Source organism: Mycobacterium sp. E2733 (genome assembly GCF_001667585.1).
Taxonomy (GTDB): Bacteria; Actinomycetota; Actinomycetes; order Mycobacteriales; family Mycobacteriaceae; genus Mycobacterium.
On sequence record NZ_LZJZ01000092.1, the window covers coordinates 13,465 to 38,749 of the forward strand.

General features: G+C 68.9%; 23 protein-coding genes. 14 read left to right on the top strand and 9 right to left on the bottom strand.

Going from position 1 to position 25,285, the window contains the following annotated elements:
* Positions 1 to 112 precede the first annotated feature (112 nt).
* The 7 genes from A5678_RS16400 (at position 113) to A5678_RS16430 (ending at position 7,978) form a co-directional block, all read left to right on the top strand.
* Positions 113 to 1,438: a CdaR family transcriptional regulator gene (locus A5678_RS16400; protein ID WP_068044150.1), complete on the top strand. Its 1,326-nt coding sequence runs from the start codon at positions 113 to 115 to the stop codon at positions 1,436 to 1,438.
* Between the two features lie 140 nt (positions 1,439 to 1,578).
* A complete protein-coding gene (locus tag A5678_RS16405; protein WP_068044153.1) occupies positions 1,579 to 2,487 on the top strand; it encodes an ACP S-malonyltransferase in 909 nt (302 codons plus the stop codon).
* Positions 2,488 to 2,569: 82 nt separating this feature from the next.
* Positions 2,570 to 2,914, top strand: a complete 345-nt coding sequence (gene acpM, locus A5678_RS16410) for a meromycolate extension acyl carrier protein AcpM (RefSeq protein WP_007170888.1) — start codon at positions 2,570 to 2,572, stop codon at positions 2,912 to 2,914.
* On the top strand, positions 2,911 to 4,161 hold the full coding sequence (gene kasA, locus A5678_RS16415) for a 3-oxoacyl-ACP synthase KasA (RefSeq protein WP_068044155.1): 1,251 nt from the start codon (positions 2,911 to 2,913) through the stop codon (positions 4,159 to 4,161). The genes acpM and kasA overlap by 4 nt, the downstream gene beginning before the upstream one ends.
* Positions 4,162 to 4,239: 78 nt before the next feature.
* The gene (kasB, locus tag A5678_RS16420) at positions 4,240 to 5,493 is read left to right on the top strand and encodes a 3-oxoacyl-ACP synthase KasB (RefSeq protein ID WP_068044156.1); all 1,254 of its coding nucleotides are present in this window, start codon (positions 4,240 to 4,242) and stop codon (positions 5,491 to 5,493) included.
* Positions 5,494 to 5,540: 47 nt separating this feature from the next.
* Positions 5,541 to 6,962: an acyl-CoA carboxylase subunit beta gene (locus A5678_RS16425; RefSeq protein WP_068044158.1), complete on the top strand. Its 1,422-nt coding sequence runs from the start codon at positions 5,541 to 5,543 to the stop codon at positions 6,960 to 6,962.
* 128 nt (positions 6,963 to 7,090) lie between these two features.
* Positions 7,091 to 7,978 carry a hypothetical protein gene (locus A5678_RS16430; protein WP_068044160.1) on the top strand — a complete coding sequence of 296 codons (888 nt, stop codon included), beginning with the start codon at positions 7,091 to 7,093 and terminating at the stop codon, positions 7,976 to 7,978.
* 70 nt (positions 7,979 to 8,048) lie between these two features.
* Here the strand turns inward: A5678_RS16430 and A5678_RS16435 are convergent, their stop codons facing one another.
* Genes A5678_RS16435 through A5678_RS16445 form a run of 3 tightly spaced genes read right to left on the bottom strand, consistent with a single transcriptional unit; the run spans position 8,049 to position 11,786 of the window.
* Positions 8,049 to 9,629: an FAD-dependent monooxygenase gene (locus A5678_RS16435; protein ID WP_068044162.1), complete on the bottom strand. Its 1,581-nt coding sequence runs from the start codon at positions 9,627 to 9,629 to the stop codon at positions 8,049 to 8,051.
* 40 nt (positions 9,630 to 9,669) lie between these two features.
* Positions 9,670 to 11,223, bottom strand: a complete 1,554-nt coding sequence (locus tag A5678_RS16440; RefSeq protein ID WP_197502167.1) for a glycerol-3-phosphate dehydrogenase/oxidase — start codon at positions 11,221 to 11,223, stop codon at positions 9,670 to 9,672.
* A complete protein-coding gene (locus A5678_RS16445; protein WP_068044166.1) occupies positions 11,211 to 11,786 on the bottom strand; it encodes a TetR/AcrR family transcriptional regulator in 576 nt (191 codons plus the stop codon). Before A5678_RS16445 ends, A5678_RS16440 begins: the two co-directional genes overlap by 13 nt.
* Before the next feature lie 47 nt (positions 11,787 to 11,833).
* On the opposite strand from A5678_RS16445, the gene A5678_RS16450 reads away from it, so the two are divergent.
* Positions 11,834 to 13,414 carry an FAD-binding oxidoreductase gene (locus tag A5678_RS16450; RefSeq protein ID WP_156746950.1) on the top strand — a complete coding sequence of 527 codons (1,581 nt, stop codon included), beginning with the start codon at positions 11,834 to 11,836 and terminating at the stop codon, positions 13,412 to 13,414.
* On the top strand, positions 13,411 to 14,328 hold the full coding sequence (locus A5678_RS16455) for a diacylglycerol kinase (protein ID WP_068044169.1): 918 nt from the start codon (positions 13,411 to 13,413) through the stop codon (positions 14,326 to 14,328). The genes A5678_RS16450 and A5678_RS16455 overlap by 4 nt, the downstream gene beginning before the upstream one ends.
* A gap of 3 nt (positions 14,329 to 14,331) precedes the next feature.
* On the opposite strand, the gene A5678_RS16460 is transcribed toward A5678_RS16455, so the two are convergent.
* The 3 genes from A5678_RS16460 to A5678_RS16470 all read right to left on the bottom strand — a co-directional run bounded on the left by A5678_RS16460 (position 14,332) and on the right by A5678_RS16470 (position 16,877).
* The gene (locus A5678_RS16460; protein ID WP_068044370.1) at positions 14,332 to 14,844 is read right to left on the bottom strand and encodes a DUF3145 domain-containing protein; all 513 of its coding nucleotides are present in this window, start codon (positions 14,842 to 14,844) and stop codon (positions 14,332 to 14,334) included.
* A 141-nt stretch (positions 14,845 to 14,985) separates the two neighbouring features.
* Entirely contained in the window at positions 14,986 to 15,804 is an 819-nt protein-coding gene (locus A5678_RS16465; protein WP_068044171.1) for a serine hydrolase, read from the bottom strand.
* Positions 15,804 to 16,877 carry a class I SAM-dependent methyltransferase gene (locus A5678_RS16470; protein WP_068044173.1) on the bottom strand — a complete coding sequence of 358 codons (1,074 nt, stop codon included), beginning with the start codon at positions 16,875 to 16,877 and terminating at the stop codon, positions 15,804 to 15,806. The genes A5678_RS16465 and A5678_RS16470 overlap by 1 nt, the downstream gene beginning before the upstream one ends.
* Positions 16,878 to 17,007: 130 nt before the next feature.
* Here A5678_RS16470 and A5678_RS16475 point away from each other — a divergent pair, with 130 nt between their 5' ends.
* A complete protein-coding gene (locus tag A5678_RS16475; RefSeq protein WP_068044174.1) occupies positions 17,008 to 18,105 on the top strand; it encodes an S-(hydroxymethyl)mycothiol dehydrogenase in 1,098 nt (365 codons plus the stop codon).
* A complete protein-coding gene (locus A5678_RS16480; protein ID WP_068044177.1) occupies positions 18,105 to 18,728 on the top strand; it encodes an MBL fold metallo-hydrolase in 624 nt (207 codons plus the stop codon). Before A5678_RS16475 ends, A5678_RS16480 begins: the two co-directional genes overlap by 1 nt.
* A 138-nt stretch (positions 18,729 to 18,866) precedes the next feature.
* Here the strand turns inward: A5678_RS16480 and A5678_RS16485 are convergent, their stop codons facing one another.
* Positions 18,867 to 19,439 (bottom strand): hypothetical protein, encoded by a 573-nt coding sequence (locus A5678_RS16485; RefSeq protein WP_068044179.1) that lies wholly within the window; start codon positions 19,437 to 19,439, stop codon positions 18,867 to 18,869.
* Entirely contained in the window at positions 19,436 to 20,881 is a 1,446-nt protein-coding gene (gene lnt, locus A5678_RS16490) for an apolipoprotein N-acyltransferase (protein WP_156746951.1), read from the bottom strand. The genes A5678_RS16485 and lnt overlap by 4 nt, the downstream gene beginning before the upstream one ends.
* A gap of 86 nt (positions 20,882 to 20,967) precedes the next feature.
* Between lnt and A5678_RS16495 the strand changes: the two genes are divergently transcribed.
* From A5678_RS16495 to A5678_RS16505, 3 genes are all read left to right on the top strand, one after another.
* Complete coding sequence (locus tag A5678_RS16495; protein ID WP_068044181.1) at positions 20,968 to 21,924, top strand: SDR family oxidoreductase; 957 nt, start codon at positions 20,968 to 20,970, stop codon at positions 21,922 to 21,924.
* 16 nt (positions 21,925 to 21,940) lie between these two features.
* Positions 21,941 to 23,038: an SAM-dependent methyltransferase gene (locus tag A5678_RS16500; RefSeq protein ID WP_068044183.1), complete on the top strand. Its 1,098-nt coding sequence runs from the start codon at positions 21,941 to 21,943 to the stop codon at positions 23,036 to 23,038.
* A gap of 70 nt (positions 23,039 to 23,108) precedes the next feature.
* Positions 23,109 to 23,492: a hypothetical protein gene (locus A5678_RS16505; RefSeq protein ID WP_068044185.1), complete on the top strand. Its 384-nt coding sequence runs from the start codon at positions 23,109 to 23,111 to the stop codon at positions 23,490 to 23,492.
* 1 nt (position 23,493) lies between these two features.
* Here the strand turns inward: A5678_RS16505 and A5678_RS16510 are convergent, their stop codons facing one another.
* Positions 23,494 to 25,233 carry an Hsp70 family protein gene (locus A5678_RS16510; RefSeq protein WP_068044187.1) on the bottom strand — a complete coding sequence of 580 codons (1,740 nt, stop codon included), beginning with the start codon at positions 25,231 to 25,233 and terminating at the stop codon, positions 23,494 to 23,496.
* Positions 25,234 to 25,285 lie beyond the last annotated feature (52 nt).

Consider the following 25,285-nt stretch of genomic DNA (forward strand, 5'->3'; position numbering starts at 1 on the left):
TCACGCCGAACGTGAAGCTACCTTCACGCTCGGCAGGCCCGGCGCCCACCCAGAGCGCAAAATCGGCTCCCTCTTTGGCGGATACGTCCAAAACGTGGCGTAGCTTTTAGGGGTGAATGACAACCCGTTCGCCGGCCCGTTCGCCAAACAGCCCCGGTCGCCGCTCGAGCTGCTGGACACCGTGCCGGATTCCGTCCTGCGCCGGTTGAAGCAACACTCCGGCCGGCTGGCCACCGAGGCGGTCTCGGCCATGCAGGACCGGTTGCCGTTCTTCGCCGACCTGGAGGCCTCCCAGCGCGCCAGCGTGGCGCTGGTGGTGCAGACGGCCATCAACAACTTCGTCGAGTGGATGCAGGACCCGCACAGCAACGTCAGCTACACCGCGCAGGCCTTTGAGCTGGTGCCCCAGGACCTGGCCCGACGGATCGCGTTGCGGCACAGCGTGGACATGGTGCGCGTAACCATGGAGTTCTTCGAAGAGGTGCTGCCGCTGGTGGCCCGCTCCGAGGAGCAGTTGACCGCCCTGACCGTGGGCGTCCTGAAGTACAGCCGCGACCTGGCGTTCACCTCCGCGTCGGCCTATGCGAACGCGGCCGAGGCGCGCGGCACCTGGGACAGCCGGATGGAGGCCAGCGTCGTCGACGCGGTGGTCCGCGGCGACACCGGTCCCGAGCTCCTGTCGCGGGCCGCGGCGCTGAACTGGGACACCACCGCCCCCGCGACGGTCGTCGTCGGCGTCCCCGCGCCGGGCCCCGGCGGGTCGACCGGACCGGGCGACGACCAGCGGGCCAGTCAGCACGTCCGCGACATCGCCGCCCGCCACGGCCGCGCCGCCCTCACCGACGTGCACGGCACCTGGCTGGTCGCCGTCGTGTCGGGCCAACTGTCGCCCACCGACAAATTCCTCGGCGACCTGCTGGACGCGTTCTCCGACGACCCGGTGGTCATCGGGCCCACGGCACCCATGCTGACCGCTGCCTATCACAGCGCCAGCGAGGCGATTTCCGGGATGAACGCCGTCGGCGGCTGGCGGGGCGCGCCACGGCCCGTGCTGGCGCGCGAACTCCTGCCCGAGCGCGCGCTGATGGGGGACGCCTCGGCGATCGTCGCGTTGCACACCGACGTCATGGGGCCGTTGGCCGCGGCGGGCCCTACGCTCATCGAGACTCTTGACGCTTACTTAGATTGTGGCGGCGCGATTGAAGCTTGTGCCAGAAAGTTGTTCGTTCATCCAAACACGGTGCGCTATCGACTCAAGCGGGTCACCGACTTCACCGGACGCGATCCCACCCAGCCCCGCGACGCATATGTGCTGCGAGTCGCGGCCACCGTCGGCCAGCTCAACTACCCCACAGCTCCCGCTAGCGTCGGCACCAACGCGATGATTCCGGTTCCGCTGCCGGTCAGGGCGGCTATCGGGGGTCAGTCCGAGCCGTAGTGACCCAGGCCACAGGTCGCGGCACGGTATCGAACACGTAGCTTACGGAGCTATTTTGTGGAGACTACACAAAAACCTAAGACGAGGTTCATAATCTGTTACACCCACCAAAACCGTTTCCACAGTGTTCTCTTAAACACGTGATTGCATTGCTTGCGCCCGGACAGGGTTCGCAGACCGAGGGGATGCTCTCGCCGTGGCTCGACCTGCCGGGTGCCGCGGACCAGCTCGACCTGTGGTCGAAGGCCAGCGGCCTCGACCTCGTCCGGCTGGGCACCACCGCGTCCACCGAAGAGATCACCGACACGGCGGTGACCCAGCCCCTGGTCGTCGCCGCCACCCTGCTGGCCCACCAGGAGCTCGCCAAGCGCGGCCTGCTCAGCCAAGCGGAACTTATCGTGGCGGGCCACTCCGTCGGGGAGATCGCGGCCTACGCGATCGCCGGCGTGATGGCGGCCGATGACGCCGTCGCACTGGCCGCCACCCGCGGCGCGGAAATGGCCAAGGCCTGCGCCATCGAGCCGACCGGCATGTCCGCGGTGCTCGGCGGTGACGAGGCCGAGGTGCTGGCCCGTCTCGAGCAGCTCGACCTGTTCCCCGCCAACCGCAACGCCGCCGGCCAGATCGTCGCCGCCGGCCCGCTGACGGCGCTGGAGAAGTTGGCCGAGGACCCGCCGGCCAAGGCCCGGGTCCGCGCCCTCGGGGTGGCCGGAGCGTTCCACACCAAGTACATGGCTCCGGCCCTCGACCGCTACGCCGCCGCGGCGGCCGCCGTCGCGACCGCCGAGCCCACCGCCACGCTGCTGTCCAACCGCGACGGCCAGCCCGTCGCCTCGGCGGCGGCGGCGATGGACGCCCTGGTCGCCCAGCTCACCCAGCCGGTGCGCTGGGACCTGTGCACGGCGACCATGCGTGACCGGGAAATCACGGCGGCGGTGGAGTTCCCCCCTGCGGGCACTCTCACCGGCATCGCCAAACGCGAACTTCGGGGGGTTACGACCCGCGCCGTCAAGGCACCCGCAGACCTGGACGCACTGGCCGAACTCTAAAAGCCGCATCCAGTACAACCACATACCGCTCTATAAGAACAATCTGTTCGATCAACACAACACATTACGAAGGGAAGACGCTGTGGCCGTCAGCCAGGAAGAAATCATTGCCGGTATCGCGGAGATCATCGAAGAGGTCACCGGTATCGAGCCGTCCGAGGTCACCCCGGAGAAGTCGTTCGTCGACGACCTGGACATCGACTCGCTGTCGATGGTTGAGATCGCGGTGCAGACCGAGGACAAGTACGGCGTGAAGATCCCGGACGAGGACCTCGCCGGTCTGCGCACCGTCGGTGACGTCGTCTCCTACATCCAGAAGCTCGAGGAAGAGAACCCCGAGGCTGCCGAGGCCCTGCGCGCCAAGCTGGAGACGGAGAACCCCGACGCCGTCGCCAACGTCAAGGCGAGGATGGAAGCGGACAAGTGAGCAAGCCTTCCACTGCTAATGGCGGTTACCCCAGCGTTGTGGTAACAGCCGTCACGGCGACGACGTCGATCGCGCCGGACATCGAGAGCACGTGGAAGGGTTTGTTGGCCGGCGAAAGCGGCATCCACGTACTCGAGGACGAGTTCGTCAGCAAGTGGGACCTGCCCGTCAAGATCGGTGGGCACCTCAAGGAGCCCATCGACGAGCACATGAGCAGGCTCGACCTGCGGCGTATGTCGTACGTGCAACGGTTGGCCAAGCTGCTCAGCACTCAGCTGTGGGAGTCCGCCGGCAGCCCGGAGGTCGACCCCGACCGGTTCTCGGTCGTGGTCGGCACCGGGCTCGGTGGCGCCGAGCGGATCGTCGAGAGCTACGACCTGATGAACGAGGGCGGGCCCCGCAAGGTGTCGCCGCTCGCCGTTCAGATGATCATGCCCAACGGTGCCGCGGCCGTGGTCGGCCTGCAGCTGGGCGCTCGCGCCGGAGTGATCACCCCGGTGTCGGCATGCTCGTCGGGTTCGGAGGCGATCGCGCACGCGTGGCGCCAGATCGCAATGGGCGACGCCGACTTCGCCGTCTGCGGCGGTGTCGAGGGTCCCATCGAGGCGCTGCCCATCGCGGCGTTCTCCATGATGCGGGCCATGTCCACTCGCAACGATGAGCCCGAACGTGCCTCGCGGCCGTTCGACAAGGACCGCGACGGCTTCGTGTTCGGCGAGGCCGGGGCCCTGATGGTCATCGAAACCGAGGAGCACGCCAAGGCCCGGGGCGCCAAGCCGCTGGCCCGGTTGATGGGTGCGGGCATCACCTCGGACGCGTTCCACATGGTCGCGCCCGCGGCGGACGGCGTGCGCGCCGGCCGGGCAATGCAGCGCTCGCTCGAGTTGGCGGGCTTGTCCCCCAAGGACATCGACCACGTCAACGCTCACGGGACGGCGACGCCGATCGGCGACACTGCCGAGGCCAACGCCATCCGGGTCGCCGGCTGCGAACAAGCAGCGGTGTACGCGCCGAAGTCGGCGCTGGGCCACTCAATCGGCGCGGTCGGCGCGCTGGAATCTGTACTCACGGTATTGAGCCTTCGGGACGGCGTGATACCGCCAACACTCAACTACGAAACCCCAGATCCCGAGATCGACCTTGATGTGGTCGCGGGCGAACCTCGCTACGGCGATTTCCGTTACGCGATCAACAACTCGTTCGGATTCGGTGGCCACAACGTGGCGCTCGCCTTCGGGCGGTACTGAGCACGACGTCCGGCGACGATGCGGGCCGTAATCGACCCGAGGAGCCGGACAAGTACGAAAGGAACGTTCGCAAGACCCATGACAGAGCTGGTTACCGGGAAAACACTCCCGAACGTAGTCGTTACCGGCGTCGCCATGACGACTGCATTGGCTACTGATGCCGAGACGACCTGGAAGCTGTTGCTGGACAGCCAAAGTGGTATCCGCAGACTCGACGACCCGTTCGTCGAGGAGTTCGATCTGCCGGTGAAGATCGGCGGGCACCTGTTGGAGGAATTCGACAGCCAGATGACCCGCGTCGAGCTGCGCCGGACAGGTTATCTGCAGCGGATGTCCACCATCTTGAGCAGACGGGTCTGGGAGAACGCCGGCTCACCCGAGGTCGACTCCGACCGCTTGCTGGTGTCCATCGGAACCGGCCTGGGCTCGTCGGAGGAGATGGTCTTCAGCTACGACGACATGCGCGCCCGTGGCATGAAGGCGGTCTCTCCGCTCGGGGTGCAGAAGTACATGCCCAACGGCGCCGCCGCGGCGGTAGGTCTGGAGCGGCACGCGAAGGCCGGTGTGATCACGCCCGTATCGGCGTGCGCGTCCGGTTCCGAGGGTGTCGCCCAGGCCTGGCGCAACATCGTCTTCGGCGAGGCCGACATCGCGATCTGTGGTGGTGTCGAGACCAAGATCGAGGCCGTGCCGATCGCGGCGTTCGCCCAGATGCGCATCGTGATGTCGACGACCAACGACAACCCCGCCGGCGCGTGCCGCCCGTTCGACAAGGACCGGAACGGCTTCGTGTTCGGCGAGGCGGGGGCGCTCATGGTGATCGAGACCGAGGAGCACGCCAAGGCTCGCGGGGCCAACATCCTGGCCCGGATCATGGGTGCCAGCATCACCTCGGACGGCTACCACATGGTGGCGCCGGATCCCAACGGGCTCCGCGCCGGCCATGCGATGAGCCGGGCGATCCAGCTCGCCGGCCTGACACCCCGCGACATCGACCACGTGAACGCGCACGCCACCGGCACGTCGGTGGGTGACGTCGCCGAGAGCAAGGCGATCAATAACGCGTTGGGTAGCCACCAGCCCGCGGTGTACGCGCCCAAGGCGGCCCTGGGTCACTCCGTCGGCGCGGTGGGTGCGGTCGAGTCGATCCTGACGGTGCTCGCCCTGCGGGACCAGGTGGTTCCGCCGACGCTGAACCTCGAAAACCAGGACCCCGAAATCGATCTGGACGTGGTGGCGGGCAAGCCGCGTCCGGGCAACTACCAGTACGCGATCAATAACTCGTTCGGGTTCGGCGGGCACAACGTCGCTATCGCATTCGGACGGTACTGATCACCGCTTCCTCACCAGAGAGCACACCCGGAACAAGGAGACCTGCGATGACAATCATGGCCCCCGCGTCGGTCGGCGAGTCGCTCGACCCCAGGGACCCGTTGCTGCGTCTGAGCAACTTCTTCGACGAGGGCAGCGTCGAGCTGCTGCACGAGCGTGACCGCTCGGGTGTGCTTTCGGCGTCGGGCACGGTGAACGGTGTGCGCACCATCGCCTTCTGCACGGACGGAACCGTGATGGGCGGCGCCATGGGCATCGAGGGGTGCGCGCACATCGTCAACGCCTACGACACCGCCATCGAGGAGCAGAGCCCGATCGTAGGCATCTGGCACTCCGGTGGGGCCCGGCTGGCCGAGGGTGTGAAGGCGCTGCACGCGGTCGGGACGGTGTTCGAGGCGATGATTCGCGCGTCCGGATACGTCCCGCAGATCTCGGTGGTCGTCGGCTTCGCCGCCGGGGGTGCCGCCTACGGCCCCGCGCTGACCGACGTCATCGTGATGGCGCCGGAAAGCCGGGTGTTCGTCACCGGTCCCGACGTGGTGCGCAGCGTCACCGGCGAGGATGTGGACATGGCGTCCCTCGGCGGCCCGGAGACGCACCACAAGAAGTCCGGCGTGTGCCACATCGTCGCCGACGACGAGCTCGACGCCTACGAGCGTGGCCGGCGCCTGGTCGGATTGTTCTGCCAGCAGGGGCATTTCGACCGCAGCAAGGCCGAGGCCGGTGAGACCGACATCCACGCGCTGCTGCCCGAATCGGCTCGGCGGGCCTACGACGTGCGTCCGATCGTGACCGCGATCCTGGACGACGAGACGCCGTTCGACGAGTTCCAGGCCAACTGGGCGCCGTCGATGGTGATCGGGCTGGGCCGGCTGTCCGGCCGTACGGTGGGCGTCCTGGCCAACAACCCGTTGCGACTGGGTGGCTGCCTGAACTCCGAAAGCGCAGAGAAGGCAGCACGATTCGTGCGCCTCTGCGACGCGTTCGGCATCCCGCTGGTGGTGGTCGTCGACGTGCCCGGCTACCTGCCCGGTGTCGACCAGGAGTGGGGCGGCGTGGTGCGCCGCGGCGCCAAGCTGCTGCACGCGTTCGGTGAGTGCACCGTTCCGCGCGTCACGCTGGTCACCCGAAAGACCTACGGCGGGGCCTACATTGCGATGAACTCCCGGTCGCTCAACGCGACCAAGGTGTATGCCTGGCCGGACGCCGAAGTGGCCGTGATGGGTGCCAAGGCCGCCGTCGGCATCTTGCACAAGAAGAAGCTGGCCGCCGCGCCCGATCACGAGCGCGAAGCGCTGCACGACGAGCTGGCCGCCGAGCACGAGAAGATCGCCGGTGGGGTGGACAGCGCCATCGAGATCGGTGTGGTCGACGAGAAGATCGACCCGTCGCACACCCGCAGCAAGCTCACCGAGGCGCTGGCCCAGGCGCCGGCGCGCCGCGGTCGGCACAAGAACATCCCGCTGTAAGTCACCTTCTAGGGCGAGCAGACACAAAATCGCACGCGCGGTGCCCGCGCAGTGCGATTTTGTGTCTGCTCAGCAGTTAATCCCCAGGGTGACTGGTCAACTCGACTCGAGATCCGCATGCTTTCGCGGTGCACCCCCATGCGGCAAAGCTCTTGCGAGAAGCCGGCGGATTCGCCACAACCGCGCAACTACTGACAGTCATGACTCGTCAGCAGCTCGACGTTCAAGTCCGAAGCGGTGGGCTTGTCCGTGTGTGGCATGGCGTTTACGGGGCCAAACCGCCAAATCTCCTGGGGCGCTTGGCTGCGCTGGACGTCTTCATGGATCAGCATGCGGTGGCCTGCATGGGTACGGCCGCGGCTTTGTATGGCTTCGACACAGAGAACACGACCGCAATCCATGTGCTCGATCCCGGGGTCCGCGTGCGTCCCACGGTCGGTTTGATGGTTCACCAACGTACCGGAGCCCGGCTCCAGCGGATTGCGGGCCGTCTCGCGACGGCGCCGGGGTGGACTGCCGTGGAGGTCGCAAGGCAACTGCGCCGGCCGAGGGCTCTGGCGACGCTTGACGCGGCATTACGCTCGATGTGGTGCAACCGCAATGAAATTGGCAGCGCCATCGCGGAGCAGCGCGGGCGTCGAGGCATTGTCGCTGTACGTGCGCTGCTGCCCATCGCAGATGGCCGTGCCGAATCGGCCATGGAAAGCGAGACTCGGCTCGTCATGATCGACCGAGGTCTGCCGCTCCCCGAGCTGCAGTATCCGATTGTCGGACACGATGGCGAGTTGTGGCGCGTCGACTTCGCATGGCCGGAGATGCGTTTGGCAGCAGAATACGAAAGTATTGACTGGCATGCGGGTCGCGAGCAAATGCTCCGCGACAAAGCGCGGTGGGCAAAGATTCAGGGGCTGGGGTGGACGATCATCCCTATCGTCGTCGATGACGTACGACGCGAACCCGACCGCCTCGCCGACCGCATCGCAGCCCACTTGAACCGCCCGCGACTGGCCGGCTGACGTCGGCGAGCAGACACAAAGTCGCACTCAGACCGCTGTGGCGGTGCGATTTTGTGTCTGCTCGCGGAAGTTAGTGGCCCAGGATCGTGGTAAGCGCTTGGCGCAGTTGGCCTTCGGGGTCCGCCGGCAGCGAATCGGCGCGCCAGCCGACGAAGTCATCCGGGCGGATCAGTAGCGCCCCCTCAGGCGCGAATCCGGTGACCGCGGCCCACTCGTCGCTATGGATGCAATGCGCGGCCATCGACACCGAAGCCGCAGCGGCACACCAGCGTTCGTCGCCGGTCAGCACGGTGAACCCGGGGCCCAGCAGGTCGAGCGTCGACACACCCTCGCGCACCCACACGTGTGGGACCCGGGTGCCGGGCTGCGCGCGCAACTCCCCCACGAGCTGGACCGCGTCCGAATACGTCGCCGGCCCGTCGAGGGTCACCACCGCCGCCGAGCGGTAGCGGTAACCGATGAGCAGTTCGAACATCGAGCACTCTTCGTCGGCCGGCAGTTGCGGGCGGTCGTCGCTCAAGGGCAGCACGGCAAGCGTCGGCCCGGTCAGCGACTGCCGGGCCGCGAACCGGCCCACCGGGTGCCGCTCGGCGTGGTAGGTGTCCAGCAATGCCGGTTCGGCGGTCCCGTCCAAAACGGCCGCCAGCTTCCAGGCCAGGTTGTGCGCACTCTGGATGGCGGTGTTGGCTCCCCCGGCCTTGAACGGTGGCATGGTGTGCGCCGAATCGCCGACGAGAAAGGTTCGGCCGCATCGGAATTGGTCGGCCACCTGCTCGTAGGGTTGCCAGGCCGCGACCTCGATGACGTCGATGTCGATGGGCTCGCCGATCGCGCTGGTGAGTACCTCGCGGCAGCGTTGCGGCGTGAACTGCTCCGCCGTCTCCCCTTTGCCGGGGAAGTACATGGTGATGAACATTCCCAGCTCGCCCTCGACCACCAGAAAGATGCCATCCACGTCCGCGTTCTTGACTTGCACGGCATCGCCGTCGGCCAGGTGCGAGACGAATCTCGTCCAGGGCGCCCGAAAGTAGATGAACACGACGAAGATCGGTAGCGCGCCATAGCCAGACGTGGTGATGCCCAACCACTTTCGGACCGGGCTGTGTACACCGTCGGCACCGACGAGGTAATCGGCGCGGACGGTTTCCGGCTCCCCGGTGTCCCGGTCGCGCACCACCGCGGTCACGCCCGCCCCGTCCTGCTCGAGCGACACCACTTCCGTCCCGTAACACACCTCGCTGCCCCGGCGGCGGGTTTCGTCGAGCAGGATCGGCTCCAGCCTGCTCTGCGGGCAATACTGCGCGGCGGGCTCCGGGCTGAGCGCGTCAAGTCCGGCGAAGATCGCGTTGACGTCGATGGCCAGTCGCTCCTCGGCGCTGTTGAGCGTGGGCTTGACCGTCATGGCCGAGACATGGTCGGCGACCGCATGTACTTCGTCGCGGAGTCCCAGGCCCCGCAGGATTTCCAGGCTGCGGAAGCTCAGATTGCGGGCCTTCGGGTAGATGAAGATCTCGCGCCGCTTCTCCACCAGCAGCGAGCGAACCCCGTGCTTGGCCAGCAGCGCCGACGTGGCGAGGCCGGCGGCGCCGGCGCCGACGATGAGTACGGGAACCCGAGTTGTTGTCACCCACAAAATGATAGTCGCTGTCATTCGGGATTTACAGTCATAATCCCGACGGATAACCGGCGACCTAGCCGAACCGTCCCACGAACTCCTCCGCCACCGCCACCACCCGCTCTCGATCGGACTCCACCAATCCGATGCGGGTCCGCCGATCGAGGACGTCCGAGACGTCCAGCGCGCCCTCGTGGGTGATCGCGTACTCGAATTCCGCCCGTGTGACGTCGATGCCCTCGGCGACCGGCTCGGTCGGGTGGTTGCAGGTGGCGGCGGCGACGACCTTGGCCGCCTCGGCGCCGTAGCGCTGTACCAGGGACGCGGGCAACCCGGCGACGGGAGCCGAGCCGACCGACCCGGGGTTGGCGGGCGCGCCGATCAGCGGCAGGTCGTGGGTCCGGCACTTCGCGGCGCGCAGGCGCCGCAGGCTGATCGCGCGGTCCAGCACATCCTGTGCCATGTAACGGTATTCGGTCAGTTTGCCGCCGATCACGCTGATGAGGCCCGACGCCGACTCCACGACGGCGTGCTCGCGCGAGACGTCGGCGGTGCGGCCCTCCCCGGTGTCGATCAGCGGCCGCAACCCCGCGTACGCGCCGATGACGTCGTCGGGGCCCAGCGCGGCCCCCACCGCGGTGTTGACGGTGTCCAGCAGGAACGCGACCTCGTCGGCCGACGGCGTGGGCACGTCCGGGATCGGCCCTGGGGCCGCCTCGTCGGTCAGCCCCAGGTAGACCCGGCCCAGCTGCTCGGGCATGGCGAACACGAACCGGTTGAGCTCGCCGGGAATCGGAATCGTCAGCGCCGCAGTGGGATTGCCGAAAGCGCCGGCGTCGAACACCAGATGGGTGCCGCGGCTGGGTCGCAGCCGCAACAAGCCGTCGATCTCGGCCGCCCACACCCCGGCGGCGTTGATGACCGCTCCGGCCGAGACGTCGAACGACTGGCCCGTGCGCTGGTCGGTCAGCCGCACCGAGGTGCCGGTGGCCTTCGACGCCGCCACGTAGGTCAGGATCCGCGCGCCGTACTGCGCCGCGGTGCGCGCGACCGCGGTGACCAGTCGGGCGTCGTCGATCAGCTGCCCGTCGTAGGCCAGCAGGCCGCCGTCCAGGCCGTCACGACGGACGGTGGGCGCCATCTGCGCGACGCGCTCCGGCCCGATTCGGCGCGACCGTGGCAGCGTCGACGACGACGTGCCCGCAAGCATCCGCAGCGCGTCCCCCGCCAGGAATCCGGCGCGCACCAGCGCGCGTTTACCCCGGCCCATGGACGGCAGCAGCGGAACCAGCTGCGGCATCGCATGAACGAGATGAGGGGCGTTGCGGCTCATCAGGATTCCGCGTTCAATGGCGCTGCGCCGGGCGATCCCCACGTTGCCGGTCGCCAGGTAGCGAAGGCCGCCGTGCACCAGCTTGGAACTCCAGCGGCTGGTGCCGAAGGCCAGGTCGTGCTTTTCCACCAGCGCCACCCGCAGCCCCCGCGACGCGGCATCCAGGGCGATGCCGGCGCCGGTGATGCCGCCGCCGATCACGACGACGTCCAGCGGTTCGCCGTCGGCCAGCGCCGTCAGGGCGGCCGCGCGGCGGGTGGCGTTGAGCGCGGTGGGATCGGGGATCACGACAGGTATCCGTTCAGCGAGTAGGCAAGTTCGCCGGCCAGCGTTTCGGCGTCCAGGAGCGGTTCGACGATCTGCGCCGACTGGATGGTCGACTGGGCGATCAGCAACACCATGGTCGCCATCTGGATCGGGTCACCGGCGCGCACGCTGCCGTTGCGCTGGGCGACCCGCAGCTGGGCGGCGAGGGCGTCGATCAGCATGTGCTGGCTTGTTCCGAGGCGCTCGGTGATGTAAATCGGCGCGAGCTCGGAGTGCAGCACCGACATGACGAGCCGGTCCCGGCGCAGCAGGTCGGTCACCGTAACGATCTGTCGGACAAGCGATTCCCGGTCGTCACCGAGCAGGGGCGCGTCACGCATCACGTCGGTGACGTGCCGGGTCAACAGTGCCGCCACGATCGATTGGGTGTCCGGCCAGCGCCGGTACACCGTGGGCCTGCTGACGCCCGCGCGCCGCGCGATCTCGGCCAGGGTCACCCGGTCCACCCCGAAGTCGACCACACAGCTGGCTGCTGCCGCGAGGATGCGCTCTCCCGTGTCCACCTGCGCGCGCGCGTTACTGATTGACAGCATGTGTAATACTGTAACGCATGACGCAACCCGAGGGCCTCCTCCCGCCGATGAAGTGGAACGCGTGGGGCGATCCCGCCGCGGCCAAGCCGCTCTCCGAGGGGATCCGGGCGCTGCTGAAACAGGCTGTGGGCGTGCAGGATTCCGCCGTGGCCGAGCTCGAACTCGACCAGGTGCGCGTGCGCCCGTCGGCGTTGTCGGAGGCGCACCGCGACGCGCTGGCCGAACTCGTGGGCGCCGCCTACTGCCGCACCGACGACCGGGATCGATTGCTGCATGCCGGCGGCAAGTCCACGCTCGACCTGCTGCGCCGCAAGGACACCGGGGTGCAGGACGCGCCCGACGCCATCCTGCTGCCCGGCGACGAGGACGCCGTCGCCACGATCCTGCGCTATTGCTCCCACCACCGCATCGCCGTCGTTCCATTCGGCGGCGGCACCAGCGTGGTCGGCGGTTTGGATCCCATTCGCGGCGAGTTCCCCGCCGTGGTGACCCTCGACCTGCGCCGCCTCGACCAATTGTTCTCGCTCGACGAGGTGTCCGGTCAGGCCGTGTTCGGCGCGGGCGTCACCGGGCCGGATGCGGAGCGTTTGCTTGGTGCCCAAGGTTTTTCGCTCGGGCATTTCCCGCAGAGCTTCGAATACGCCACGATCGGCGGCTTCGCCGCGACACGCTCGTCCGGGCAGGACTCGGCGGGCTACGGCCGGTTCAACGACATGGTGCGCGGCCTGCGCGTGGTCACGCCGGTGGGCACCCTGGACCTGGGCCGCGCCCCCGAGTCCGCCGCCGGCCCCGACCTGCGCCAGCTGATGATCGGCTCCGAGGGGGTCTTCGGGGTCATCACCCGGGTGCGGCTGCGCGTGCACCGCGTCCCGGAAGCCGTTCGCTATGAGGCGTGGTCGTTCCCCGACTTCGAGACCGGGGCCGCGGCCCTGCGCGCCGTCACCCAAACCGCCACCGGCCCCACCGTCATCCGGCTCTCCGACGAGGCCGAGACCGGCGTCAACCTGGCCACCACCGAGGCGATCGGCGAAAACCAGATCACCGGCGGCTGCCTGGCGATCACCGTGTTCGAGGGCACCAACGAGCACGTCGAGAGCCGGCATGCCGAAACCAGCGCCCTGCTGGCGGCGCGGGGCGCAACGTCGCTGGGCGAAGCGCCGGCGCGGGCGTGGGAGCGTGGGCGGTTCGAAGCGCCGTATTTGCGCGACTCGCTGCTGTCGGCCGGCGCGCTCTGCGAGACGCTCGAGACGGCCACCGACTGGTCCAACGTTGACGCCCTCAAAGCCGCTGTGACGCAAGCGCTTACCGATGCGCTTGCCGAGATCGGCACACCGGCGCTGGTGATGTGCCACATCTCCCACGTCTACCCCACCGGGGCGTCGCTCTACTTCACCGTCGTCGCCGGGCAACGCGGCAACCCGATCGAACAGTGGCAGGCGGCGAAGAGGGCCGCGTGCGACGCGATCATGGCCAGAGGCGGCACGATCACCCACCACCATGCGGTCGGCGCCGACCACCGGCCCTGGATGTCCGACGAGGTGGGCGACCTAGGGGTGCGGGTCTTACGCGCGGTCAAGGCGACCCTGGACCCCGCCGGAATCCTCAACCCCGGCAAGCTGATTCCATGAATCGGCGCGAGATCGCGAAGGTGATCGCGCTAACAAATCCCGTCTCCGGGCACGGCGCCGCGATCCGGGCGGCCGAGCGCGCGATCGCGCGGCTGCACCACCACGGCGTCGAGGTCGTCGAGATCATCGGCGACGACGCACAAGACGCGCGCCACCTGGTGAGCGCCGCACTCGAGAAGGGTGCCGACGCGGTGATGGTGACCGGCGGCGACGGCGTCGTCTCCAATGCGCTGCAAGTGCTCGCGGGCACCGACGTCCCGATTGGCATCGTCGCGGCGGGAACGGGTAACGACCACGCCCGCGAATTCGGTTTGCCCACAAAGGATCCGGAGGCCGCCGCCGACATCATCGTCGACGGCTTCACGGAAACCATCGACCTGGGCCGGATTCGCGACCTGGACGGGGTCGACAAGTGGTTCGGCACGGTGGCGGCCACCGGATTCGACTCCCTGGTGACCGACCGGGCCAACCGGATGACCTGGCCGGACGGCCGGTTGCGGTACTACCTCGCTATGCTCGCCGAGCTATCGCAGTTGCGGCTCTTGCCGTTTCGCATGGTCCTCGACGGAACGCGAGAGATCGATGCCGACATCACGCTGGCCGCCTTCGGAAACACCCGCAGCTATGGCGGCGGCATGCTGATCTGTCCCGACGCCGACCACGCAGACGGTCTGCTCGACATCACCATGGTGCACTCGGCGTCGCGGACGAAGCTGGTCCGCCTCTTCCCCACCGTGATGAAAGGCACCCACGTCAACCTCGACGAGGTGAGCACCGCGCGTGCCCAATCCGTTCATGTCGAGTGCCCCGGTATCAACGTCTACGCCGACGGCGACTTCGCCTGCCCGCTGCCCGCCGACATCAGCGCGGTTCCGGGCGCGCTGCGGGTCCTGCGCCGGGCCGAAGACCAATAGCGGTTAGCCGACCCCGCGGCTGAGCCAGGTCACCTCGCCGACCTCGCCGCCGTCGCGGTACGCCTCGAGTGCGTCGTCCCACGCCGTTCCCAGGACCGTGTCCAGCTCGGCGGCCAGGGTGTCGGCGCCCTGCGACATCAGCGCGCGCAGCCGCATCTCGCCGACCATGACGTCGCCGTTGGCGCTCATCGCCCCGCTCCACAGGCCGAGCTGGGGGGTGTGGCTGAATCGCTGGCCGTCCACTCCGGGGCTGGGGTCCTCGGTGACCTCGAACCGCAGCACCGACCAGGAGCGCAAGGCGTTGGCCAGCCTGGCGCCGGTGCCCACCGGCCCCACCCAGTTGGTGACCGAGCGCAGCTGTCCGGGCATGGCCGGCTGCGGCGTCCAGGTGAGGTTCGCCTTCGCGCCAAGGGTCGACGACAACGCCCACTCGACATGCGGGCATACCGCCGCCGGCGAGGCGTGCACGTACACCACGCCAGTCGTCACGTCGGCGAATTGATTCGACGCACGCATTTCCTGCTCCTTCGGTTCCACGAGGGACGTCTTCCCCAACGACCTGGTGGGACCTGTAGGCAGGATCTGCTAACTATTTTGTGTGTCGTGCGTGTCTATTGTGCCTCGTGATACCCGTGTTGCGCTAGTGTGCATTTTCCATCAGCCGTATTCGGCTAGCACGGCGTCGGAAATCGCCGGCCATGGCCGCAGCGCCCACTCCCCGAAATCACGGTTGGTGAGGGCCACCAGGGCCAGGTCACGCCCGGGATCTGCCCAGATGAAACCGCCCGCCTGGCCGAAATGGCCGTACGTTCGCGGCGAGTTGCGCGCGCCCGTCCAGTGCGGCGATTTCGCGTCCCTGATCTCGAAACCCAGTCCCCAGTCGTTGGGCCGCTGCACGCCGTAACCGGGCAACACGCCGTCCAGGCCGGGAAATTGCACCGTGGTCGCCTCGGCGTGCAGTTCGGCCGAGACGGTCGCCGGGCGCAGCAGGTCCCCGGCGAAAACCGCCAGGTCCGCCACCGTGGACGTCGCCCCGAACCCGGCGGCCGGCGCGCCGCCGTCCAGCCGGGTGGCGGCCATGCCCAGGGGTTCGCAGACCGCCTCGGCCAGGTAACGGCCGAACTCGATCCCGGACTCGCGCTGCACCGTCTGGGCCAGCACGGTGAAGCCGTGGTTGGAGTAGATGCGCCGCGCGCCGGGGGCGGCCAGCACGTGATCGTTGTGCAGGGCCAGTCCCGACGCGTGCGCCAGCAGGTGCCGGACGGTGGCGCCCGGCGGACCGGCGGCGGTGTCCAGGTCGACGACACCCTCTTCGACGGCGACGTGCACGGCGCGTGCCACCAGCGGCTTGGTCACCGACGCCAGCTCGAACACCCGCTGGGTGTCGCCGTGGCTGGCCAGCACCCCGCCGGGTCCGATCACCGCGGCGGCGGCGGCCTCGACGGGCCAGTCGTCCAGAGCGTCGAGGGCCGCCATCACTTTCTGGCGATGTAGTAGTTGTTGATCGGGTCCGACTCGATCTCGGCCACCCGCACGTCGGCGAACCCGGCATCGCCGAGCATCGCGGTGGCCAGCTGTGTCCCCCAGGCGGTGCCCAGCCCGGCGCCGTCCAGCGCCAGCGACACCGTCATGCAGTGCATCAGCGACGTGGTGTACAGGTAGGTGCTCATCGGAATGCCGACGTTGTCCTCGAGCCGGCTCGACGCCTTGATGTCGGCCATCAGCAGGACGCCGCCGGGTCGCAGCGCGCGGTGGATGTTCTCCAACACCCGGGCGGGGTGGGCCTGGTCGTGGATGGCGTCGAACACGGTGATGACGTCGTAGGCGTCCCTCTTGTCCAGCCCCGACAGGTTGTGGCTTTCGAAGGTCGCGTTCGTCAGACCGAGGTCGGCCGCTTCGCGGGCGCCGACGGCGATCGCCTCGTCGGAGAAGTCGACGCCGGTGAAGCGGCTGGCCGGGAACGCCCGCGCCATCACGTTGACCGCGTGGCCGCTACCGCAGCCGAAGTCCGCGACGTCGGCTCCCGAGCGCAGACGTTCGACGAGACCGTCGACCAGCGGCAGCACCACATCGACCAACGCCTTGTCGTACACCACGCCGCTCTGCTCGGCCATCAGCGCGTGGAACCGGGGGAACTCGTCGTAGTGCAGGCCGCCGCCCTCGCGGAAGCAACCGATGATCTTCTGTTCGACTTCGGCGAGCTGCGGGACGAACAGGGCCACCAGGGCCAGGTTGTCCGGCCCGGCCGCCCGGGTGAGCACGCCGGCGCGGTGCGCGGGCAGCGAGTAGGTGGCGGAGTCGGGGTCGTAGTCGACGACGCGCCCGGTCGTCATGCCGGCCAGCCACTCGCGCACGTAGCGCTCGTTGAGGCCGGCCGCTTCGGCGATCTGCGCGCTGGTGGCTGAAGCCAGCCCGGCCATCGTGTCAAGCAGCCCGGTCTGGTGCCCGATGCTCAGCAGCAGCGTCAGGCTGGCGCCGTCGATGGCCGCGGCGATTCGTCCGCTGAACTCGTCACTGGTTTCCGAGGCGGTCTCGGGTGCTCCGTTCATATGCGCCGCTCTCCCCCGCAAGCGGGTGGTGCCCCCACCTCATCGCTTCGTCCCCCGCAAGCGGGAGGTGCCCCCACTGCATCGTCCCCGGCGCGCATGGTCAGCGAGGGTACACCGTAGGTTGGGGGCCATGAGTCAGACAGTGCGCGGCGTGATTTCACGAAAGAAGGGCGAGCCCGTCGAGCTGGTGGACATCGTCGTCCCGGACCCCGGGCCCGGCGAGGCCCTGATCGACGTCATCGCCTGCGGGGTGTGCCACACCGACCTGACCTACCGCGAGGGCGGCATCAACGACGAGTACCCCTTCCTGCTCGGCCACGAGGCCGCCGGCCGGGTCGAGGCGGTCGGCCCCGGCGTGACCGCGGTCGAGCCGGGCGACTTCGTGATCCTGAACTGGCGCGCGGTCTGCGGCCAGTGCCGGGCCTGCAAGCGCGGCCGCCCACACCTGTGCTTCGACACCTTCAACGCCGCGCAGAAGATGACGCTGACCGACGGCACGGAATTGACGCCCGCCCTGGGCATCGGGGCGTTCGCCGACAAGACGCTGGTGCACGCCGGCCAATGCACCAAGGTCGATCCCGCCGCCGACCCGGCCGTCGCGGGCCTGCTCGGCTGCGGCGTGATGGCCGGCATCGGCGCTGCGATCAACACCGGCGGCGTCACCCGCGACGACACCGTCGCGGTGATCGGCTGCGGCGGCGTCGGCGATGCCGCGATCGCCGGCGCCGCACTGGTCGGGGCCCGGCGCATCATCGCCGTCGACACGGACGACACCAAGCTGGACTGGGCGCGCAAGTTCGGCGCCACCCACACCATCAACGCCCGCCAGGCCGACGCTGGAAAAGGCTTAGTCGAGGCGATCCAGGACCTCACCGACGGGTTCGGTGTCAACGTCGCGATCGACGCCGTCGGCCGGCCCGAAACCTGGAAGCAGGCCTTCTACGCCCGCGACCTCGCGGGAACGGTTGTGCTGGTGGGCGTTCCGACGCCCGACATGAAGCTCGACATGCCGCTGATCGACTTCTTCAGCCACGGCGGGTCGCTGAAGTCGTCGTGGTACGGCGATTGCCTGCCCGAACGCGACTTCCCCACCCTGATCGACCTCTACCTCCAGGGCCGCCTGCCCTTGGAGAGGTTTGTCTCCGAGCGCATCGGGCTAGACGATGTCGAGGAGGCCTTTCACAAGATGCACGGCGGCAAGGTGTTGCGTTCGGTGGTGATGCTCTGATGGTGAACATCGAGCGGGTGGTGACCCACGGCACCTTCGAACTCGACGGCGGCAGTTGGGAAGTCGACAACAACATCTGGCTGATCGGCGACAACTCCAACGTGGTGGTGTTCGACGCCGCCCACGACGCGGCGCCGATCGTCGAGGCGGTGGACGGCCGCCACGTGGTCGCGGTGGTGTGCACGCACGGCCACAACGACCATGTGACGGTCGCGCCGGAACTCGGCAAGACGCTCGATGCGCCGGTGCTGCTGCATCCGGCCGACGAGGTGCTCTGGCGAATGACCCATCCCGACAGCGACTTTCGCGCCATCTCCGATGGCGAGACGCTGTGCGTCGGCGGGACGGAGCTGCGGGCGCTGCACACGCCCGGCCACTCCCCGGGATCGGTGTGCTGGTATTCGCACGACCTGGGCATCGTGTTCAGCGGCGACACCCTGTTCTCAGGCGGCCCGGGCGCGACCGGCCGCTCGTATTCGGACTTCCCGACGATCCTGCAGTCCATCTCCGAGCGGCTGGGCAAGCTGCCCGGCGAGACGGTGGTGCACACCGGCCACGGCGACAGCACCACCATCGGCGACGAGATCGTCCACTACGAGGAGTGGGTGGCCCGCGGCCACTGAGGCCGCGCGCCGCGAGGTCACATCCGTCACATCAGCACCAGTTCGGAACCACCATGTGTGCGCCGATTTTGCTATCGCGGGTGATATCAAAATCCAAAGTCGTCAATGGGTCGGGAAACCTGGGAACCGGCACGCGCGTCACGGTCGCGCCAGATTGGCGGCCACCACCGCCCTGCGCCGGGTCCGGCCCAGCCGCCAACCCGACAGCACCGAACCGGCCAGCCCCACCACGAACAGCCCGACGAACAGCCACACCAGGGAGCCTGCGGAAGCCTTGTGCCCGAAGGCCAATCGCGGGTCGATATAGCCGTTGACTTGCCCGTCGGTCGTGACGTTGTAGGTGCCGCCGGCCGCGATCCGAGCCACCCACACCCGCACGTGCGCGTCGTTGTTGACCGTCGTCGTGGTCCCGATGCTCTCGGTCACCACGGGCTGCGCCACGCCGTCGGGCGGCGCGAGGGTGACCCCCAGCGGCGGCACCGGCAGTCCGCGGTCCGGACTGCTGATGACGACGGTGTGCAGGCTGATGGTGACGTCACCGGCGGGCAGATAGAGGCTGCCCGAGCCGGGGACCGGCACCTCCCCGTACGCGTTGTACTTGTCCAGGAAGAACGCGTTGAGCACCAGGGCGACGACGAAGCCGCCCACCGACACGACCATCAGCGTGATGGCCGCGGCCAGCGAAAACTTCGCGAGCCGTCTGCTGTTCACCCGAGCAGTGTGGCACTGCGGGCCGGGCGATGGCAGCGCGAGAGCGCAAAGCCGAGTACGACGAACGCCAGGACCGGCACCCAGTCCCCCAAGCGCTGATAGGGCGTGCCGCTCGATCCCAAGGGCACGCCGACCAGGGTCGCGCCCCGGAAGCCCGACGGGCACCAGGCCAGCCGGTGGCCCCGCGCGTCGAAGGCCGAGCTGTCGCCGGACAGTCCGACGTGCACGGCCGGGCGGCCCGCCTCGACGGCGCGCACGGCGGGCTGGGCGGCCAGCTGCGGCTGCGCCCAACTCCCCTGGAATGACGAGGTGGAACTCTGATACACCAACAGCCGAGCACCGAGTTGCGCCTCGCGGCGGGCAAGGTCGGAGAACAGCGCCTCGTAGCTGACCAACGGCCCGATGGGCAGGGCGCCGGCGTGCAGCACGACGGGCCCGGTCCCGCGTTGGCGGTCCTCGGCAGCGGCCCTGCTGTGGCGGGTGATCCAGCCGAAAATCGGTCGCAGCGGGACGTATTCACCGAACGGCACCAGCCGGGTCTTCCGGTAAGTGCCCAAAATCCCGTGCTCCCCGATGAGCACCGCCGACTTGTAGATGCCACCGCCGGGCGCGGGCGCGTCGACGTTGACCAGCAAGTCGGCGCCCACCCGGCGGGACAGGTCGGCGAGCCGTGCCAAAGCCTCCGGGTGGCCGGCCAGATCGGATCCCACGCTGCTTTCCCCCCAGACCACCAAATCCGGTCGCTGGCCGGCGACCGAAGCGGTGAGCTCCTCGGCGGCGGCCTGGCGCGCGCCGGAGTCGGCGATGTCGCCCGGCTGCACCAGCGCCACCCGCACCGTGGCGCCGCCGGCGGGCGACGGGCCCAGCAGGTACCAGGCCGGACCAAATGCCGCGCAGGCCAGCGCGCACCCCGCCGCGACGAGCCGGCCCGACGCACCCCGCTGGACGATCATCCCGACTAGAGCCGTATTGACCGACACCACAAGGAAACTCGTCAGCCACACCCCTCCCAGCGACGCCGACGCCAGCGTGACGGGCTGAGCGGCTTGCGACGCGCCCAGCGACGCCCACGACCCGCCGAGCGGCGGCCAGGACCGCACGGCCTCGGCCGCCACCCATGCGCTGGGCAACACCGCCGTGGCCGCGACGGTCCGCCCCAGTCCGACCGGCGCGGACAGCAGCCGATGCGCCAGCCACCCCCAGGGCAGCCACAGTGCACCGAAACCGACGGCCATCACCACCAGCAACGGGCCGACGAACGTCACCAGCCAGTACTGGGTGGCCAGCACGAATCCGGCGACGCCGAGCCAGGCCCGCACGCACGCCTCCCATCGGGAAGGCGCGGCCCGCACCAACAGGAGCAGCGGCGCCAGGCCAAACCAGGCCAGCGACCACCACGACGGCGCGGGAAAGGCGAGCGCGGGCAGCGCACCGGCGACCAACGCGGCCGCCCAGCCCCGTTTGCGCTGTCGACGAGCCGACACAAAGAGCACACTATGTCGGGGCGCACACGAAGGGAGTGATACGCATGGCCAACGATCTTGTCGCCACGGTGCCCGACCTGTCGGGCAAGCTGGCAATCGTCACGGGCGCCAACAGCGGCCTGGGGTTCGGCCTGGCCCGGCGGCTCACGGCCGCCGGCGCCGACGTCGTCATGGCGATCCGCAACCGCACCAAAGGGGAAAAGGCGATTGCGGAAATCCGCGACACGGTCCCCGACGCCAAGCTGACCATCAAGTCGCTGGACCTCTCGTCGCTGGCCGCGGTCGCCGCGCTGGGTGAACAACTCAACGCCGAGGGCCGCCCCATCGACATCCTGATCAACAACGCCGGCGTCATGACGCCGCCGGAACGCGATAGCACCGCCGACGGTTTCGAATTGCAGTTCGGCAGTAACCATCTCGGGCATTTCGCCCTCACCGGGCACCTGCTGCCGCTGCTGCGCGCGGCCGGCAAGGCGCGCGTGGTCTCGCTGAGCAGCCTGGCCGCCCGCCAGAGCGGCAAGATCCACTTCGACGATCCGAATTTCGAGAAGTCCTACGCGGCGATGTCGGCGTATGGCCAGTCGAAGCTTGCGGTGCTGATGTTCGCCCTCGAGCTGGACCGGCGCAGCCGGGCGGCCGGCTGGGGCATCATGTCCAACGCGGCGCACCCCGGCCTGACCAAGACCAATCTGCAGATCGCCGGACCCTCGCACGGCCGCGAGAAGCCCGCGCTGATGGAGCGGTTGTACAAGGCGTCCTGGCGCTTCACGCCATTTTTGTGGCAGGAGATCGACGAGGGCATCCTCCCGGCGCTCTATGCCGCCGCCGCGCCGCAAGCCCAGGGCGGGGCGTTCTACGGGCCCAAAGGGTTCCAGGAGCTCGCCGGCGGCGGGGTGCGGCCGGCCAAGGTGCCCGAGCGCGCCCGCAACGAGGCTGACTGCGAACGACTTTGGGAGCTTTCCGAGCGGCTCACCGGCGTCAGCTACCCGAAGACGACCTGACGACTATCGTTGGGACATGCGGCCTGAGCCTCGGATGCCCGAATCGAGCGTTGTGGTTCGGCCGGAGCCCGTTTACACCCAGTCGTCGCGGCTGCAGGCCGCCGGATTGGGCCCGGCCATCGCGTTGTTCGAGCGGGCCGCCGAGCAGGTGTCGCTGCCCAAGGCCCCGCAGCCCATCGTCATCGCCGACTACGGCGCCGCCAACGGGCACAATTCGCTCAAGCCGATGTCGGCGGCGATCGCGATCCTGCGTCGCCGCACCCGGCACGACCACGCAATCCTGGTGGCGCACACCGACATTCCGGACAATGACTTCTCGGCGCTGTTTCACACCTTGGCCGACGACCCCGAGAGCTACCTGCACCTGGATTCGGCGACGTTCGCATCGTCGATCGGCCGTTCGTTCTACGACCAGATCGTGCCGTCCAAGACGGTCAACCTGGGCTGGTCGTCGTGGGCGGCGCAGTGGCTGAGCACTACGCCCGCCGAGGTGCACGACCACCTGCACATCTCCTACAGCCACGACGACACGGCCCGCGCGGCATACGCCGAGCAGGCGGCCCTGGACTGGCACAACTTCGTGGCGTTCCGGGGCCGCGAACTGGCCCCCGACGGGCGACTGGTGGTCATGACGATCGCCCTCGACCAGGACGGCACATCCGGGTTCCCGACGCTGCTCGACGCGATGCTCGCGGCGCTGCGTGACCAGGTCCGCGACGGCCTGCTGCGCCAGGAGGAGGTGCGGCGGATGACCATTCCCACAATTGCCCGTAGCGAGAAGGACTTTCGCGCGCCGTTTGCGCCCAGCGGGCGCTTCGAAGGCCTGACCATCGACCATCTCGAGACGTTCAACGCCGAGGATCGATTCTGGGTTCGATTCCAGGCGGACCGGGACGCCGAGGCGTTCGGGGCGCAGTGGGCGGCCTTCGCCCGCGCGGCGCTGTTCCCCGCGCTGCTGCGCGGGCTGGACGACGGGGTGCGCGACGCGCGGGCCGGGAAATTCGTCGACCACCTTCAGGGCGCGGTCGCGGCGCGGCTGTCAAGCGCCCCCGAGCCGATGCGGATTCCGCTGGCGCTCGTCGAACTGGTCAAACGCGAACGATCCCGCTCCTGAGAGTTTCGACACAGCGCAGCAACGGGTAACCCCTCAAAATCGCGACCTGCGATTGCGAGGGGGTAAGTGCATGAGCGTGCAGGACGATAAGTCGGCCGAAGAACCCGGTCAGGAACGCGATCAGGACACCGATCAAAAGCTGACGGAAAAGCCGGAGCCGGACGAGGACGACAAAAAGAAAGCCTCCGAAATGATGGAGGCTTACAAAGAGAAGCCCACCATCGTGCTGCCCGGCACCGGTGGCAGCGTTTCGGGCACCGCGGTCAACGACTGGTTGGACGACGACGGCAATCCCAGGCACGAAGTCCCCGAGAATGCCGGTTCCGGTGACCAAGCCCAGGCCGACGAGGGCCGCGACGAGCAGGCTCTGAAGGAGCAGATCGAGAAGGACAAGGCCCTGAACGAGAAGCTCCGAGAGGCCGCGACCGCGGAGAACAAGGGCGAAAAGGACTGACCTATCGGGTCGTTCCCAGCTGAGGACCCAATTGGGGGATGCCGCTGATGCCCAAGTCGCCCCCGATCCCCTGAATGATCTCGTTGATCCGGTCCAGCCCCGGGATGGGTTCGTTGAGGCCGGGCACCGGCGGGATGGGCGGTACCTGCGGGATCGCCGGACGCCCGGGTGCGGCCGCCAGAGGCGGCGCATGCTGCGGTTTCGCCGGCGGGTTGCTGGTGGACGGCGTCTCGGTGTTGGCGGGCGGGTTGGTGTCCGTGGTCGACGGCGCGGGTGCCTCCACCCTGGGTGGGCGCGGCTGTGCCGTCGCCGGGTTGGCCGGCGGCGCCGGTGCCGGGCTGCTGGTCACGCCCGGGGCCGGGGTCGTCGCCGAGTTGTTCGCCGAGGTCAGCCCGATCGTCACCGCCGTCCCGATGAGCGCCACCCCCGCCGCGGCGCCGACGATCGCCGCCAGCACCGGCAGCCGAAACAGGCGGCGCTTACGCTCCTCGCTCGCGGACTCGGCGGCGGGTTCCTCGGCGGCGGGCGCCGCCTGCGATTGGTTGCCGGTCTGCGACCAGGCCTGGACGGGCGCGGCGCCGGCGGTCGGCCAGGCGGGCGCCGCCTGCGCCGTCGCGGTCGCCTCGGGTGGGCGGGTGGTCGGGAGGGCCCGCGCCGTCGCCGTGGCGGGGGCGGTCGGCGCCGACGCCGTCGCGGCGCTCTCGACCGGCCCGTGCGCCGCCCGCAACGCGGCGCCGGTGGCCGCCGTCAACTGCGGGCGCGGCGTGGTGATGACCGGGACGCGGAAGTACTGCGACAGCGTGGTGGTGATCGCGGGGACGTTCGCTCCGCCGCCGGCGGATACCACGGCGACCAGGTCTTGAATTCCGTTGCGCGCCAACGCGTTTTCCAGCACTGCGACGAACCTGTCCAGCGGGGTGCGGATGGCCTCGTCAAGCTCGTCGCGGGTGACCCGCACTTCGCCGGTCAGCCCGTCGGTCAGCGTGGTCGCTGTGGTCGACGACAGCTCCTCCTTGGCGCTTCGGCAGGAGGTGCGCAGCCGGCTCAGCGAGCCGATCGCCACCGTGCCCGCCGGGTCGAAGGCCGCGGTGCTCGGCATGTTGGAGATGACGGCGCTCAGCAGCGCCTGATCGATCAGGTCGCCGGAAAAATCGTGCAGCCGCAGGGTCGGGGCCAGCGCCTGATAGTCACCGTCGGCGCGCATGAAGGTGATGCTGGTGCCGGTGCCGCCGAAGTCGCACACCGCGACGGTTCCCGTGCGCGGTATGCCGGGCGTGGTGCGCACGGCGAGCAGGCTCGCCGCGGCGTCGGGAATCAGCACCAGCGGCCGCGCCCGGTTGGACCATTCGGCCACCGAACTCAGCGCGGTGCCCACCGAGTCGACGGCCGGGGATGGCCAGTGGGCGGGATAGGTCACGGCGACGCTCTCGGGCAGGGCCCGTCCCCCGGTTACGGTGTAGGCCAGCGCGCGCATCGCGTCGGCGATCAGTTCCTCGCTTCGGTGTACCGAGCCGTCGGCCGCCACGACGCCCCGGGGGTCGGAGATGCGATTCACGAACCCGGTGATCACCAGGCCCGGCTGGTTGAGCCGCGGGTTTTCCGCGGGGATGCCGACTTCCGGCGCGCGCTCCGGGTAGAGCGTCAGGACGGGTTTGCGGGTGACGGCCTGGTCGGCGGCGATCGCCGCGAGGTTGGTCTTGCCGATCGACAGGCCCAGCGCGGTCCCAGCTCCATTGGCCATATGTCCCAACCCCAACTTCAGCAACTCGCAAACCAGGCTAGCCGTTATTGTG

Bases quoted from the DNA above. Each gene is read 5' to 3' on its own strand.
- kasB (WP_068044156.1), top strand. From the start codon at position 4,240: ATGACAGAGCTGGTTACCGGGAAAACACTCCCGAACGTAGTCGTTACC.
- A5678_RS16425 (WP_068044158.1), top strand. From the start codon at position 5,541: ATGACAATCATGGCCCCCGCGTCGGTCGGCGAGTCGCTCGACCCCAGG.
- A5678_RS16435 (WP_068044162.1), bottom strand. From the start codon at position 9,629: ATGACAGCGACTATCATTTTGTGGGTGACAACAACTCGGGTTCCCGTA.
- A5678_RS16445 (WP_068044166.1), bottom strand. From the start codon at position 11,786: ATGCTGTCAATCAGTAACGCGCGCGCGCAGGTGGACACGGGAGAGCGC.
- A5678_RS16450 (WP_156746950.1), top strand. From the start codon at position 11,834: ATGAAGTGGAACGCGTGGGGCGATCCCGCCGCGGCCAAGCCGCTCTCC.
- A5678_RS16455 (WP_068044169.1), top strand. From the start codon at position 13,411: ATGAATCGGCGCGAGATCGCGAAGGTGATCGCGCTAACAAATCCCGTC.
- A5678_RS16460 (WP_068044370.1), bottom strand. From the start codon at position 14,844: ATGCGTGCGTCGAATCAATTCGCCGACGTGACGACTGGCGTGGTGTAC.
- A5678_RS16465 (WP_068044171.1), bottom strand. From the start codon at position 15,804: ATGGCGGCCCTCGACGCTCTGGACGACTGGCCCGTCGAGGCCGCCGCC.
- A5678_RS16470 (WP_068044173.1), bottom strand. From the start codon at position 16,877: ATGAACGGAGCACCCGAGACCGCCTCGGAAACCAGTGACGAGTTCAGC.
- A5678_RS16475 (WP_068044174.1), top strand. From the start codon at position 17,008: ATGAGTCAGACAGTGCGCGGCGTGATTTCACGAAAGAAGGGCGAGCCC.
- A5678_RS16480 (WP_068044177.1), top strand. From the start codon at position 18,105: ATGGTGAACATCGAGCGGGTGGTGACCCACGGCACCTTCGAACTCGAC.
- A5678_RS16495 (WP_068044181.1), top strand. From the start codon at position 20,968: ATGGCCAACGATCTTGTCGCCACGGTGCCCGACCTGTCGGGCAAGCTG.
- A5678_RS16500 (WP_068044183.1), top strand. From the start codon at position 21,941: ATGCGGCCTGAGCCTCGGATGCCCGAATCGAGCGTTGTGGTTCGGCCG.
- A5678_RS16505 (WP_068044185.1), top strand. From the start codon at position 23,109: ATGAGCGTGCAGGACGATAAGTCGGCCGAAGAACCCGGTCAGGAACGC.
- A5678_RS16510 (WP_068044187.1), bottom strand. From the start codon at position 25,233: ATGGCCAATGGAGCTGGGACCGCGCTGGGCCTGTCGATCGGCAAGACC.